The sequence below is a fragment of the Mesorhizobium sp. WSM4306 genome, assembly GCF_007003975.1.
GTDB lineage: Bacteria > Pseudomonadota > Alphaproteobacteria > Rhizobiales > Rhizobiaceae > Mesorhizobium.
Window position 1 is genome coordinate 1 of the sequence record NZ_VFTC01000035.1, and the last position, 14,288, is coordinate 14,288.

Annotated in this window: 12 protein-coding genes and 1 pseudogene; 4 read left to right on the plus strand and 9 right to left on the minus strand. The window is 59.1% G+C overall.

The features are described from left to right. Nucleotides 1-243 precede the first annotated feature (243 nt). Nucleotides 244-516, minus strand: a complete 273-nt coding sequence (locus tag FJV77_RS28270; RefSeq protein WP_199489650.1) for a hypothetical protein — start codon at nucleotides 514-516, stop codon at nucleotides 244-246. Nucleotides 517-1,689: 1,173 nt separating this feature from the next. On the opposite strand from FJV77_RS28270, the gene FJV77_RS28275 reads away from it, so the two are divergent. Together FJV77_RS28275 and rpoN are read left to right on the plus strand one after the other, a co-directional pair. Further along, the gene (locus tag FJV77_RS28275; protein WP_063169380.1) at nucleotides 1,690-2,223 is read left to right on the plus strand and encodes a peroxiredoxin; all 534 of its coding nucleotides are present in this window, start codon (nucleotides 1,690-1,692) and stop codon (nucleotides 2,221-2,223) included. Nucleotides 2,224-2,291: 68 nt separating this feature from the next. After that, the gene (gene rpoN / locus FJV77_RS28280; protein WP_063169381.1) at nucleotides 2,292-3,725 is read left to right on the plus strand and encodes an RNA polymerase factor sigma-54; all 1,434 of its coding nucleotides are present in this window, start codon (nucleotides 2,292-2,294) and stop codon (nucleotides 3,723-3,725) included. Here rpoN and FJV77_RS28285 read toward each other — a convergent pair. From FJV77_RS28285 to FJV77_RS28305, 6 genes and pseudogenes are all read right to left on the minus strand, one after another. After that, entirely contained in the window at nucleotides 3,722-4,348 is a 627-nt protein-coding gene (locus FJV77_RS28285) for a nitrogen fixation protein NifQ (RefSeq protein ID WP_063169382.1), read from the minus strand. The genes rpoN and FJV77_RS28285 overlap by 4 nt on opposite strands. After that, entirely contained in the window at nucleotides 4,335-5,387 is a 1,053-nt protein-coding gene (locus tag FJV77_RS28290) for an LLM class flavin-dependent oxidoreductase (RefSeq protein WP_063169383.1), read from the minus strand. Before FJV77_RS28290 ends, FJV77_RS28285 begins: the two co-directional genes overlap by 14 nt. A gap of 138 nt (nucleotides 5,388-5,525) precedes the next feature. Next, on the minus strand, nucleotides 5,526-7,127 hold the full coding sequence (locus tag FJV77_RS28295; protein ID WP_063169384.1) for an SDR family oxidoreductase: 1,602 nt from the start codon (nucleotides 7,125-7,127) through the stop codon (nucleotides 5,526-5,528). Nucleotides 7,128-7,275: 148 nt separating this feature from the next. Next, entirely contained in the window at nucleotides 7,276-7,863 is a 588-nt protein-coding gene (locus tag FJV77_RS28300) for a nuclear transport factor 2 family protein (protein WP_050580531.1), read from the minus strand. A 138-nt stretch (nucleotides 7,864-8,001) separates the two neighbouring features. After that, nucleotides 8,002-8,163: pseudogene (locus FJV77_RS33130) on the minus strand (ferredoxin); the annotation flags it as partial. Then, on the minus strand, nucleotides 8,154-9,332 hold the full coding sequence (locus tag FJV77_RS28305) for a cytochrome P450 (protein WP_063169385.1): 1,179 nt from the start codon (nucleotides 9,330-9,332) through the stop codon (nucleotides 8,154-8,156). The pseudogene FJV77_RS33130 and the gene FJV77_RS28305, both read right to left, overlap by 10 nt. Before the next feature lie 1,487 nt (nucleotides 9,333-10,819). Between FJV77_RS28305 and FJV77_RS28310 the strand changes: the two genes are divergently transcribed. Continuing rightward, complete coding sequence (locus FJV77_RS28310) at nucleotides 10,820-12,052, plus strand: MFS transporter (RefSeq protein ID WP_063169386.1); 1,233 nt, start codon at nucleotides 10,820-10,822, stop codon at nucleotides 12,050-12,052. Between the two features lie 156 nt (nucleotides 12,053-12,208). Here FJV77_RS28310 and FJV77_RS28315 read toward each other — a convergent pair whose 3' ends face one another. Then, entirely contained in the window at nucleotides 12,209-13,345 is a 1,137-nt protein-coding gene (locus tag FJV77_RS28315) for a ChuX/HutX family heme-like substrate-binding protein (RefSeq protein ID WP_082826587.1), read from the minus strand. Nucleotides 13,346-13,396: 51 nt separating this feature from the next. Next, a complete protein-coding gene (locus FJV77_RS28320) occupies nucleotides 13,397-13,720 on the minus strand; it encodes a hypothetical protein (RefSeq protein ID WP_126066777.1) in 324 nt (107 codons plus the stop codon). A 210-nt stretch (nucleotides 13,721-13,930) separates the two neighbouring features. Here FJV77_RS28320 and FJV77_RS28325 point away from each other — a divergent pair, with 210 nt between their 5' ends. Next, complete coding sequence (locus tag FJV77_RS28325; RefSeq protein ID WP_029356570.1) at nucleotides 13,931-14,251, plus strand: iron-sulfur cluster assembly accessory protein; 321 nt, start codon at nucleotides 13,931-13,933, stop codon at nucleotides 14,249-14,251. Nucleotides 14,252-14,288: the final 37 nt, after the last annotated feature.

A 14,288-nucleotide genomic window follows, 5' to 3' on the forward strand; every position in this document is an offset into this window, starting at 1 on the left:
TCCACATGGCAGCCTAAAGTCAAAAACGCCTATCAGTCGCCTCGCCCTGATCGAGGACAACCTGTTGAAGCTCCACAACTAGGTCGTCCAGCATCACAGTGAACCGCGTACGTAGTATTTTGTCGTAGGCGGCATTCTGGATAGCCGGATACGGGCTCTTCACCCGCTGCACCACCGATTGCGGGATGATGTCGCGAGAAACATTCACGGATTTCGTGAAAAAAGTGTACCCGCCGAAGAGCCCTACTCGCGGGGGCGGTGCAGCACCACCTCGGTGTCACTGCTCGTGTTCATGCGATGGACTAGGCCGGCCAGCTGTTGACGCAGCTCGCGGTAGTTGTAAGTCTCACCCGTGTAGACGAGCACCAAGTCAGGTCGGCCATCCCCCTGGAGCATCCTCGGCTGGCGGCCGCCCTGGATATCGATGATTGCCAGGCGGTGGTGTCCCAGCGCCGCAGGCCCGCCGATCCAAGTCCCCTCGTCGTCCGGACCGTGGTTCGCTATGGTGGCCGTCATATCGGCAAGCTCCCTTCGCGCATCGGGACCTCCGAGGTCTCGATTGAAGTCGATCCATTCACAGATGCCGCACAGGTTATGTCGCCGCATTTGGGCGAAGCAGATATAAGGCCAGTGGGAAACCATCGAGGCAAAGTGACGGATCTAGCCCAGCTACGATCCGCATCCGACATTGTCGGACATCGGACAGCACCGCGATTCGCTGCATAGGAAGCCTGGAGTCGCGATTTCCCCTGGGGGAATCAGCGCATGAAAGGAGAGCTGGGTCGTGTCTGCCGAAATGAGAAATTGCTCCCCCTTATTGCATCACCGAGGAATGTTACCCAGCGCGATAGACGGACATGCCCTATCTCCCCCCGTTGCAGCTGAGGGAGATAGGGGCCAGCTCTTCATTCAACCCTCATGGAGGATGATCAGCCCAGCCATTTCCATGCGCCGGCCTTCACAAGCCGTGCACCATTCAGGTTCTTTTCCTTGAAGCGCGACGATCCTTGTCAGACGTCGCAACACTTGCTGCCGAGAGCACGAGCTCTTCCTCGAGCATGCCTTGATCTGCGCCTCGAACGGCTCGCACATGCTGGGTTTCAACGACTTCGCAGAGGTTGATATTCTGCAGTGACTTCGTCTCGCTGCTGCACGGCATTGACGCTGGGAGCCATGCTCGCGTGGCGCAATTGTGCTGAAGCCGGTGCCCACGGCAACGTTTCTTAACCCGCCCCAGATCCTGGCGTTTGGCTATTTCCGACATTCGTGTCCGGCTTCGGACAAAGGCCGGGTTTGCCGAACGGAGTCGCACCCAATTTCCAGTGCTGCTTGAGCAATAATATCGACCGGCATTACTGCACAACACGAAAGTTGCTGCAAAAACCGAAGTGAACCCAAGGCATCGGGTCAATTGGCATGGCGCTTGCGACTCGGTCGATAGAACGCAGTCAAAATCACGGTTGCAGACCATGCCTACCTCTCAAAGCTCGATAAAGCACGCGAGCAAAATTCCCCGTCTCCGCGGAAGCTCGTCGCCGTTAAACGTGCCTGCTCGGGGGCGGTCTTGCACAAGACCGGTCCGAGGCAACCACGCCAAGGCGCGAGGCTGCCGGAACTGTCGACCGAAGTCGATGCCGCTTCAGTTTAACCGAAAAATGCACCGTACCACTTTGGCCTGGAAGCAAATCAATGACCTATAGAAAGAACGTTCCTCTCGTGACCTTTCGCACGCGTGTTCGCGATGAGTCGATCGGGGGGCCAAATCCTTATCAGTGGGAGAACAAGACCTCCGACGATTATTTCGGGGGCAAGCGCATCATCCTGTTCTCGCTGCCTGGCGCCTTCACCCCGACCTGCTCGACCTTCCAACTGCCCGATTTCGAAAAACTCTATGATCAATTTCTGGAACTGCGAATTGACGCGATCTACTGCGTCTCGGTCAACGATGCTTTCGTCATGAATGCGTGGGGAAAGTCCTTGGGGCTGCAGAAGATCGAGCTGATCCCAGACGGGTCGGGCGAGTTCACGCGCAAAATGGGCATGCTGGTCGCGAAGGACAATCTGGGCTTTGGCATGCGCTCCTGGCGATACGCCGCTCTGATCGACGATGGCGTGGTGGAGCAGTGGTTCGAGGAGGAAGGCTTCTGTGACAACTGCGAGACGGACCCCTATGGCGTTTCATCCCCGCAAAACGTTCTCGACAAATTGAAGGCGGCGGCATGACCCAGAAGTGGAAAGTCTCACACAACCCAAGCACACACTAGAGCCTCCTCGGCAGATCACGGTTCAACATGCATCTCTCAGCAAGCCTGCTTCAACGCCAGAAGCAACGTATGGTCTTATCGCCTCAAGCCATTGAAGCTATTCGCTTGCTGCGATTGACGCATACTGAACTCCATCAGCTCGTGCAGCAGGCACTCGAGAAGAACCCCGTTTTGAAGCCTGACCCGTTTGACGACGATTCGCCGCTGCCAGGGGTGGATCAGCGGAGCAGTCAAAGCAGAAGCGAAATCGGCGAATCGCCCATTGGCGGGCCGTCTGGCGGGCGCGGGCAATGGAAGTCGCAACGCAGTAGCGGCAACGATCGACCTGCCGTCGAGGAGTTTACCGCCCACACCGAAACATTGCACGACCATGTCGCCCGCCAGGTCGCCCTCAACCCGTTCACCCCCCAGGAGCGGCTGATTGCCGGACAGCTCGCCGCTCATCTGGAGGACACTGGCTATCTTCAGGTAAACCTTTTCGATCTGGCCAGGACGTTAAACGTTCGGCAAGCTGATGTGGAACGGGTCATCGGAATCTTGCAGCAATTTGATCCGCCGGGCATTTTTGCGCGAACTCTCAGCGAATGCCTGGAGATTCAGCTGCGCCAGCAAGACCGGTTCGACCCGGCTATGGCAGCTTTGGTCGCCAATCTCGAGATGCTTGCACGGGGGGATTTTCAGGGATTGAAGCAGCGTTGCGGAGTCGACGAGGAGGATCTCCTCGACATGAGGAACGAAATCCGCGCGCTCGATCCCAAGCCTGGAGACCGGTTCCAGTCCGGGACGCCGGAAACCATCGTACCGGACGTCTGGGTAATGCCCAAGTCCGAAGGTGGATGGCGGGTGGAGCTTGATCCGGCCACGCTGCCCAAAGTGTTGATCAACCACACCTATGTCGCCGAAATCTCGCAGCTGACCAAGCAAAATCCGGAAGGCAAAGCGTTTCTCGACAATTGCCAGGAAAAAGGGAACTGGCTGATCAGCAGTCTCAAGCAGCGCGCTAAGACGATCCTTAAGGTTGCGACCGAAATCGTGCGCCAGCAGGATGCCTTTTTTACACACGGCGCCGCCCATCTGCGGCCTCTCTGTCTCAAAAATGTCGCTGACGAGATCGGCATGCACGAGTCGACGGTAAGCCGGGTGACTTCGAACAGGTACATGTTGACTCCGCGCGGGGTGTTCGAGCTGAAGTATTTTTTCGCTGCGCCAATCGCATCCTGCGAGGGCGGCGATGCGCACTCCGCCAAAGCTGTCTGCCATCGGATCAAGGCAATCATAGCCGAAGAATCGCTCGACAAGGTACATTCCGACGAAGACATCGTTGCTCAACTCAAGGAGACCGGCATCGATGTCGCTCGCCGTACCGTCACCAAATATCGCGAGGCGATGAACATCCCTTCCTCCATACGACGGCGCCGCGATAAGCGTTTGTCCGCAGCTGCGATCAAGCGAAGTGACTAACCGACATTCGTGGTCGGCGAGAGGCGACTCTCAACTTCCTCCGGGCCGAAGCAGCTTTCGAAGTCATGGCATTCCCCGCAACTGGGTGCTGTGCATGACGAAAAGCCTTCGGCCTCACACAGCTTGCGGTAAAAGTACTTTTTCCATTTCATGTTTTCTGTGTTGCCTGCCGCCAGCGCGGGAAAATGTCTGGCAAGCAGGCGGCTGAGCTCAGCGCGATTTGAGAGGCCAAGATCCCGCCAAAGATGGTCCATGCGCATCGCACGCCGGGCGATGATCTTGGCCAAGCGGGCGCTCGCCGGGTCGGCCGGCGCAGCATGCGCTAGCAGCAGCCGGCGTAGCAGTTCCTCTTCCAGTTCCGGCTCGGGCTCGCTCAACTCCTCCAAAGCGAATACGCTGCTGGAGGTAGACGGGAAAGTTGCGGCCAAGACATCACGCAATTCGACAGACGAAAGGCCTGTCCCCTCCGTCGCCAACACCTCGCCCGCCTGGACCTCCTCAAGCGAACGTGAATGTACGCAGGGCAGCACATGCTGATCGAAGCTCCTCCCTAGCTCGGACCCACGCCATTGCGCGCTGGATAGGCAGCCATCATCGTAACGGCCGGCTTCAGCTTCCGGCATGACAAAGCGCCTTGTTGACCGCAGGGATGATCTTGTCGCCCCAGAGCTCGATCTGGCGCAGCATCGTCTTTTGGTCGAAGTCGCCCAATTGAGTCTGAACTGCGATCTGGTCCGGTTTCAAGATATCGATCTCTTCCAGCAGGCGATCAATCACGCGATTTACGCTGCCAATCGGCAAATTTTTGCGCATGGTCTCGAAGGACAGATCCTGCTGGGTCGGTGTCTCCTGCAGCAGGTAGCCATCGTGGCTCTGTTGGCGACGCTGATGCAGGGCTTCAGAAAGCCGGCGCTGGAAGCGGGCATTGTCGAGATAGCTGTTGATCTCCAACTCGTCGTGGCTGGCATAGCAGCAGCGCAGCAGCGATATCTTGACGTCGGTGACGTTCTTTTCCTCGGATGCCGCCGCCCTCTCGACTGATTCACGCAGTGTGGTCAAAGTCTCTAAGCCGTCGTGGAAGGCTGTGACAAAAAAATTGTGCCCCTCGCGGTAGGCCCGAGCCATCCGTGCGGCTCCGCCAGCGATCCAGATAGGCGGCGTCGGCTGCTGGACTGTGCGGACCGAAATCGCTGTTGGGGGGATCTTCTCATACTGGCCGTCGTGTTCGAAGACGTTTTGGTTGAGGCCCTTGAGAATGATGTCCAGGTATTCCGAAAAGACGGCCGGCGCCTCATCGATGTCCACGCCGAACCGTTCGAACTCGAACTGCTGGTATCCCAAGCCTACGCCGAGCTCGAGACGGCCGTTCGCAACGATGTCGGCGAAGCCGATCTCGGACAGCAGGCGCTGCGGTTGGTAAAGCGGCAGCACGCAGACGGCAGTGCCCAGGCGAATCGTGCTTGTCAAGCCGCCGCAGTGCGCCACCATCATCAGCGGGGATGGTATGAGGCTGTAATTGTTGAAGTGGTGCTCAGCAAACCACGCGGTGTTGAACCCAGCCTGCTCCGAAGCGACGGCCTGTTCGATGGAGTTGCGGATGACGCTTTCTGAGGATTGGTGATAGCCACGCTGGGCGGCCAGAATGAAAGTGGCAAATTCCATGATTTCTCCTCGTTATAGACACGTCAGCCGACCGGGAATGTGCTCGGCATGCGCATGCTTGGATCTCAAGCACCTCAGGTGCGTCGTGGAGCCGAGGCTTCATAATGCTCGGCCGGTCGCCCTGCGAAGGCCTGGCAATTAACCTGCGGCCTCCGCAAAACATTCGTCATAGAGCTCGCTGGCGTTTCCCGCATCACCGAACGAGGTCCAGCCGCCGTCCACGTAGAGGATCGAGCCGTTGATGTATGAGGCGTCAGACGAAGCAAGGAAGAACGATGCATCTGCGACGTCTTCTGGCCGTCCCATCCTGCCCATGGGGATGCGTCGTCCGATTGCTGTCAGGTCGATGCGGCCGGCTTTGGCCAACTGAGCAAGTGCGGGCGTGCGGATGTGGCCAGGAGCGACGGTGGCTGTCCGAATTCCGACCGGCCCGAGTTCGGCCGCCATGCAACGGGTCAGCATATCCATCCCCGCCTTGGAGGCGCCGTAGGCATGGCGCGGCGCGAACGGCAGAAAGCTGTCGATCGACCCGAGATTGAGGATCACGCCGCCCGGGCGCATAGCCTTGATCGCTTCGCGCGCGCAGGTGAAGGCGCCGGTAAGGTTGACATCCAGGACGTGTTCGAGCTGTTTCGACAGTTGCTCGATCGCAGGCACAATCCTGTCGGCGGTATCAGCACTATTGACCAGAACATCGATATACCCGAAGCGTCCCCTCAGTTCTTCGAACATCGACACCACATCGCTCTCGACGGCCACGTCCAGCGATTTCGCCAGATGCTTGCCGGGGAGCGATGTAGCCAGCTCTGCCGCTGCAGTGCCATCTTTATCAGCAATCACGACGGTGTCGCCGTTCGCGGCAAAGCGGCGAGCGACGGCCGCGCCAATGCTTTTTGCGCCACCGGTGACGAGCACGATTCGCGCATCTGTGCATTCGGCCGGACAGGAGAGCTCGGCTTGGAGCGCACCATCCACCGGCGGGTGAGCATCCCCCGGCTGGTTGAATGACATCCAGCCTCCGTCGACTGCCAGCACCGAGCCGGTGATGTAGCGCGCCTGCGTGCTGCTCAGAAAACGCACGACCCTGGCGATCTCGTCGGGGCGAGCCAAGCGCCCCATCGGCACGCGGCGGCGTATCGCCGCGAGGTCCATTTTGCCAGCGCGTGCCAGTTCTGTGACCATTGGGGTGCGGACGGAGCCCGGCGCCACCGCCGTGACGCGGATTCCTCGCATAGCCCACTCGCATGCAAGGGACTTTGTCAACGAGATCACGCCAGCTTTCGAGGCTGCGTAGGCGTTGCGCCTGGGATTGCCGACCACGCCCGCCATCGAAGCCACATTGACGATCGCACCGCCCGGCTTCATGCGCCGCGCCGCTTCCCGGGCCATAACGAATGGCCCAATAAGGTTCACTGTCACGCCGCGTCGGAAGGTATCGACAGCGGTGTCGATGATCCTATCCATCGTGGGTCCAACCGCCGCATTGTTGATGAGGACATCGATTTGCGCGAACCGTGCTTCGACCTGGCCGAAAAGTGAGAGCATGTCCTTCTCTCGCGACACATCGCACTCCAGACCGACGTGCGGCGACCCGAGATCCCGAGCCAGTTCAACCACACCACTGCCCGGAAGGTCCACCGCAACTACAGTGTCTCCGTCCGCGGCAAGGATATCGACCAGGGCACGGCCGATCCCGCCCGCAGCGCCTGTGATGATTACGGTGCGTGCTGCCAGTTTCACGAGAGCTTCTCCACGATGACCGCTTGTGATCTCAGCCCATCAACCTTGGGCGGAATGAAGGGCCGAGCCAAATCGTTGCAGTGACCGCCAGTCGCGGCCCCACACAGATGTCGTTCCCGTAGGGCGCTCATCCTCCATTCCTACCCACTTATGCAGCTCCCAGTTGGGGACCCTCGACGCCATCTTGGTCGGTGGGGATGTGACCCTTGAGCAACTGGTAGATGGGATCGTCTGGATGTGGTGCTCCAATCGGCTGTCGCCGGCCGAACCTATCTGCCTCAAGAATCGCTGGCGGGATTTGCTCCTCAACCCAATCGTAGACGACTGTCCGTTCCGCAATTCGCCACTCGTCCTGCCTCTTCTGAAACAGATCGCAGTAACGGCCGCAAAGCAGCGTCTGACGTATTTCTTGGTCTGTATCCGGTCCGCGTTGCAGCGCGGTGAAATAGCTCTCGACCGCGGCCTCTGCTGAACTGATGAAGTCGATCAGGCTGTTCGTGATTTGATGGATGTTACGGTGCCCCGGCAGACCGAGAGCAAATTGGATGAAGTCCTCTGCCGGTCCGCAATAGGGACCGTGCCTGTCATACGCTTCGGGCCAGTATGCGCTACGCAGCGCCGCCTCATCGGCGCGGTCTATCCCGCGGCAGTACCGATACAGGCAGTTGCGGATCGCCTCTCGGTCACGCAGTTCGGTAATTTTCGCGTGGTCGACAGGGTCTGTCGCGAATTGTATGATTGTTTTGTCCTTCCCGATGCCAGTCTGCACTTTGCGTGTGTCTCTCTCTACAACTGAGTTAGCGGGGGGCTCGTCAACTTCCAGAGCTTGTTCGGGGCAGGCTCGTACCCCTTTTGAGGCAAGCAGTTGCTCCCCATCGGCAACATCAATATCACCGGGCAAGATGTAGCCGGCGTCATCAAGCTTGAAGACTCTCGGCGCCCGCGCCCAGCAGCGCGCATGACCCTGGCATCTGGCTTTATGTACGACGACACGCATAGCGAACTCCAATGTCGTTGGCTGAAACTTCAGGACCATTCCAGGATCAGATTCTCGATCCCGAACACATGGCCGCCGAAGGTGATAGGTTCAGTCCCTGTCTTGATCCGAAAGGCTGGGATGCGCGCCAGCCACTCCTCCAGGCCAATGACAATCTCCCGCCGGGCAAGGTGTGAGCCAAGACAACGATGGGGACCATAGCCAAAGGCAGCGTGCCGGTTGTCCTCGCGCGCCAGATCGATCTCATTCGGGCATTCGAATTCCGCCGGGTCACGATTGGCAATCATCGTGGCACAGGAAACATAATCTCCCTTGCGGATCGGCGCGCCTTTGAAGTCGACATCCTTCGTTGCCACTCGGATCATCTGAATGGTCGAATAGGCGCGCAGCAATTCTTCCGCAGCGACGGCAATCCGGTCAGGTTCGCTTCGTAGCAATTCCTGATCTTTGGGGTTGCGCGCGAGATGGGCCAAGTCGAAGCATATGGCTGCTGAGACCGTGTCGAGTCCCGCGACGAACACAAGCACGCCGATGCCACGGACTTCTTCGTCACTGAGCAGACGACCCTCGACCTTTGCCTTCACGATGAAGGTCATGAAATCATCGACCGGCTCCTTGCGGCGCTCGGTGGCAAGTTCGTCGATGAAGGCCACGATCGTCCGGGCTGCGGGTGGTCGTTGCTCCTTATCGCCGTGGAGCAGATCTCTAGCCCAGCCGACAAATGTTTCTAGTCCGTTGTCCGAAAGCCCAATAAAGCGAAGGAAGATATTGACCGCGAACGGAACTGCAAAATCCTTCATGATGTCGCAGCTCGTGCCTGATGCGGCGATCCTGTCGATCAGCTTGATCGCTCGTTCCCGGACAGCCGGCTCCAATGCCATTACCCGCTTTGGCGAAAGCAGCGGATTGAGCAGTGAGCGAAAAACACCGTGGAATGGCGGATCGAGCTCAAGCGGGATCATCGGCCAGCTCTCGCCGAGCACAGAGGCGAAGATGCTGCGATGGCTGGAAAACGTTTCGGTGTCCTGCAGCACCCGGCGCTGGTCGCTCGCGCGAGTGATGACCCAGGTACCCCGACCGTCGCGCGTGTTGCTGGTTGAATAAAAGATCGGAGGCCCGGCATGAACGCAAGCAACCGCTGCATGCGGATCCCCGTTAGCCGTCGGCAACATGCCGGGCGACGTAAACAGGTTGAAGTCCCTCACCATTTCGGGCGGGACATGATCTGGAACCGGCCGCGATTTAACCGCGCCAGAATCGAGAGACCGTTCATGAGATGCTGTCGGCATTTGCATGCAATCGTCGGTGCAAGCTCCGTGCCGAATTCGTCTTTCGATAATCCTTGCCGTTTGCTGGGCAACAGGTGGCGCCTGCGCTGACTTGCTGGTCGGGATTGCAACATTCTTGTCCAGCGTCGGACACAGAATGTAGAATGCTAGACAGCGACTTGGAGCAACTCAACTGGTGGGATCGCTAGCCGATCATGTGCCCGGGGAGCATCCAGTTCGAAAGCTTGCGCTAAGCGGCTTGGTGACTTGGCCGAGGTCACCAGGTGGAAACGACCAACACTTGGGGTGAGCCTAGTGGCGCTCCCCTCGATGATGTCTGGCGGGGTGGTTAGCCGCCTCCGTAGGACAAGATCAGTCTACACGAATGGACTATAGCCTCTCCTCGCATGCCTCATTGGCCGTCCTTCAGAGCCGGCCACACGAGCTTTTGTCTTTCAGCAGGGCGTTTTTCTCGCCAGCTACAGAGCCACACCGACGCCATTAATGAGCGTCCAGTCGACGGGTTGGATGGCCCTGTCCATCTTGCCCAGCACCTTGGCTTAGCATTTGCCGGTGCGGCGGAAGCCTTCAAGACGCAGTTCTTGACCTTCTCCAGATCAGCCTCGGATGGATATCGGCAAGGGTTCAGCTCGTCCTTTTGAACTTGCGCATCTTCGTGTTGGCCAACCCCAGGCCGCCCGACATATTTGCGGTCTATCCGGCACCTCAACTTCGAACAACCTTGCGGCAAGCTCTTGGGATAGCCCACGCTCGTGCCTCCACCACCCGCTCAGCAGAGCCAGATTTGTCGTTGATGGCACGGAACTTGCGGAGTCATTCGCAGATGCGTCACGGACCGAGAGTGTCGTCCCATGAATTCGATCACCAAAAAGGCCGCCCGACGTTGCTGGGACCGCCTGCAATTACCTTATCCCAGAATTGGGAGCAACGGCTTCAAAAGGGATAACTCATCACCTCAATTTTGTCGATCGCGCGGCCATCGAACCGCAGCCATCGATCAGACTTCCGCCTCGTTGCACTCATTGCGACCGCCTTGGTGCTTGCGACAACCGCTCAATTCTGGCTGCCAGGATAACCACATATGGCGACGGAACTTCCTGCTTCAAAGCAATATAGAGATCGTCGATCATCCCCCCATCAAGGCCTCGATCGAGGACACCGCGTTCGGCTTGCTTGGTTCGCAGTGAACAGACCGCACTTCGACGAATGCGATCGATGCGACCGCGCCGAGAACTCTCCCGCATTGTCGACGGTTGGGTCCGTCGGCCCTCCGATGAGGCCTCGGATGCGTCGGGCTCCGAGGCCTCGACTGATGCCGACTGGCCGCCGCCGGAAGGTCTCGCGGCTTTGATCCCCGGCGATGTAGCCACCCCTGCTGCAACAGCTCCTAGCCGGAGAACTCATTCATGACCGAATCGGCGACAGATTTAGTGGACGCGGCTTTGTTCGACCGAGATCGGCTTGACCCAGAAAGTCCCTATCAACGTTCTGGCCCTGCATGGGGTGCCATCATTTCGCTTTCCTTCGGCACCTTCGGGCTTGTGACGGCAGAGTTTCTGCCCGCCAGCGTTCTGACACCGCTCGCGCATGATCTCCGTATCACCACGGGCACGGCTGGACAGGCGCTAACAGCGGCCGCAATCGTCGCGGCGATCTCGGCACCGATAATCGCCATCGTGACAAAGCGTCTGGACCGCAGGGTCGTCATCTGGGCGATGACGCTCCTGCTGATCCTGTCGAACGTTCTGGCGGAGGTTGCGGGGTCGCTGCCGGTTTTGCTGGCGGCACGCGTCGTCCTTGGCATATCGCTTGGTGGTTTTTGGTCAATTTCGGCAGCGTTGGCGATGCGGCTGGTTCCAAGTCACCTCATGCCGCGCGCCATGTCGGTCATCCTCACCGGCGTTTCTGTCGCCTCCGTCTGCGCGGCTCCAATCGGCGCTTATGTCGGTGACATTTGGGGATGGCGAGCCTCGTTCAAGGTCGCCGCAATCGTGAGTGCCGTTGCGCTGCTCGTGCAACTCGTAACCATTCCGCCACTGCCTCCGATCGAAGTGCGCAGATTCCGCAGTCCGCTGGATGTCGCGAAGAATCCGGCGATGAAGGTTGCGGTGCTAGTCGTGCTATTGGTCGCTTCCGGCCATTTTGCCAGCTTCGCCTACATCCGCGCCTTTCTCGAGAGCGTTCCTGCGCTCGACAAGAAGTCAATCCCGCTCGTGTTCCTTGCTTTTGGCACGGCCGGCGTCTTCGGCAATTTAGCCGGCGCATTCCTCACCAAACACAGTCTCAAGGCGGTCGCGGCCCTGCCGCCCCTGCTCATTGCCGTAGCCGCTGTCTCGCTCCTGACCATGAGAGCATCGGCCTTGACCTCGGCAATTGCAGTTGCCGTATGGGGCTTTGCTTTTGGCGCGGTCCCGGTCGGATTGCAGACATGGATGGTGCTACGCGCCGCTCCGAAACAGGCCGAGAGCGCTGGTGTACTGATGGTCATAACCTTCCAAGTGGCCATCGCAGCCGGCACAACTTGCGGTGGCCTATTGGTGGATCACACGGGTATTGCCAGTGTCTTTGTCTACAGCGCGGTTGCCACGTTCCTCGCTGTCTTGACAGTATTTTTGCTCGGCCCGAACCGCAAAACCTGACCGCCTGGTGGGGAGTGACGGTCGGCGGCGTTCACGCTATTGTCACCTCTGAGCTCGGCCCAAAGGCCGCGGCTTCGTCGTAACCATGCGGTCGATGGGGCAGCGCCAAATTGCTTCCTGCTCATCGCGTTGCGATAATACAGCGCGCTTATTGCGTCATCGTGTCCCCGGTCTCGGCTTCAATGCCCGGCTACTGGCTGCGGAGGCAGATGGGCGCCGGCGTCCCACCGACGACGATCGGTCTTTTCTCATGTAGCTGTCGGGGAAACGAGGCAGGTTTTCCGCCAGAACCCGCCAGTCGTCGCGCTCGCGTTCGCCTTCCTTGCGCGCACCGAACAACTGGATGATGATCTTGCCGTCGGACCCATATGCTTCGAGCGAGGTGACGTGACTGTCATTGGTCGGCTTGCGCACGGCCCAAACCTCACGGATTTGGTGGGTCCTGAGATGCAGCCGGAACGTTTCGTCCAGCACATGGATGCACGGCCCGATCTGCTTGACCGACTTGATTAAGCCGGAATGGGTCTGGATAGAACCTCGGTTGCCGACGAAGCACATGATCGGCAATTCGTCTTCGGCCGCACGCTGGAGCACGGCGCCAACTGCGGCATTGTCGAGCAGCCAAGCGTAATCCTGGCCGACCATGCGCAAAGCCTGGCAGCGGCTGAGCTTGAGCGTCTTTAGAAGGTTGACGTCAGTCAGCCGGCTCCAGTACTCGCGTAGGTCGTCCACCGTGCCGGCCCAGTCCGCAGTCCTCGCGCCCAGGTCGGCTACTCTCGCCTTAAGCGACATGGTCGGCTCCTGGTTGGCGGATACGAGCTCGGCCACCAGCTTTCGATAGGCATGAAGGTTGGAGACCGGCCTGAGATGCACCTTATGCACTGCTGCGCCGGCGGCGTCGAAGAATTGCAAACTGCGCTGGATTCCGCCGCGATGGCGCCTTTCAACAGCGAAACCATACCTCCAAGCCTGCGGGAAGACGCGAAGGTCGAATTCGTCACCAAGGACCATGGCGTGATTGTTGCCGGTTATCACTCTGTTGAAGACGCCAATCTTTTCGTGCACGGCACCTTGATTGCGGGTCAGCGCCGTCACTTCGCCCACGAATTCGAGGCCCGTCAGAAGGTGATTGACGCGCGGGTCGATGCGTGCCGCGCCGAAACCGCAATGGGCCGCGACCAGTTCCGCTTCCGAAATGGCCAATTGGGCGGCGAAATCACGCGCGGGAATGTTCGGACAGACTTCCCACGCACGCCGGATTTCGTTGGGCGACCGCTTCTTGCGCTGATCCATGTTTTTACCCCTGCCCCGTTCTTCTTTTGACGATCGATCGAAAAACGGGCCTCAGGGATGTGCACGGCGGACGCGATCGATCGTCAGGCACATGCCAGTCGAATCCTGTCTCCGGGCGGTCAGCGGCCAATCGCCGGTAGCGAGCGATTGTTGGGTGGTCGGCGCCAATCGGCCGATCGAGCATTCGGGTACCACCGGCGGTGCTGCTTTCCCACCAAGGCGGGTCTGATGGATCATATTGCTTTCCTTCGTTCTTCGATTGCGAGGGCAACCCAAAGGTGAATCGGCCGGCAATTTTGCCGCCGCAACGAAGGCTTCACAAAAATCGTGCCAGTTGCTCCGCGGCAAGCTCTGAACATCTTTGGCTCTGTTCATTGCTTTACGCGTGAGTGCATCGCGAACTCAGGCGCCCTTCCTGTGACGCGGACGCGACAAACCCGACAGTAAGTGTCGGTTGTCGGACGTCTCCCCAGCAATCGAGCATAAGAGACGTCGGGATGTCCTACGGTTTTTGACACGTCTTCCCTTTGGCACGGTCCATGCGAGATGATCCACGAAAACGCCGGACCGAGGAGAAATCGAGCCATGATTACGCTCACCGACAACGCTGTTGCCGCCATCAAGGCCGCTCTTTACCGCGCCAGCGAGCCGGCGGAAGGATTTCGCATCATGGTCCATGCCGGCGGCTGCGCCGGCTTCCAATACTCAATGGGCCTGGAGAGCGTCTCACGTGAGGGCGATGCGATCATCGAGCGAGATGGGCTCAAGGTGTTCATGGATAGAGGCTCCCAACCCCATGCCGCCGGCATGACCGTGGACTTCGTCACTGGGCTCGAAACATCCGGCTTTGTTTTCGATAACCCCAATGCGCGTGAGACGTGCGGCTGCGGCAAGTCCTGCAAATGATTGCGAGGGAACAGGCTATGTTCGACTATAGCGACGC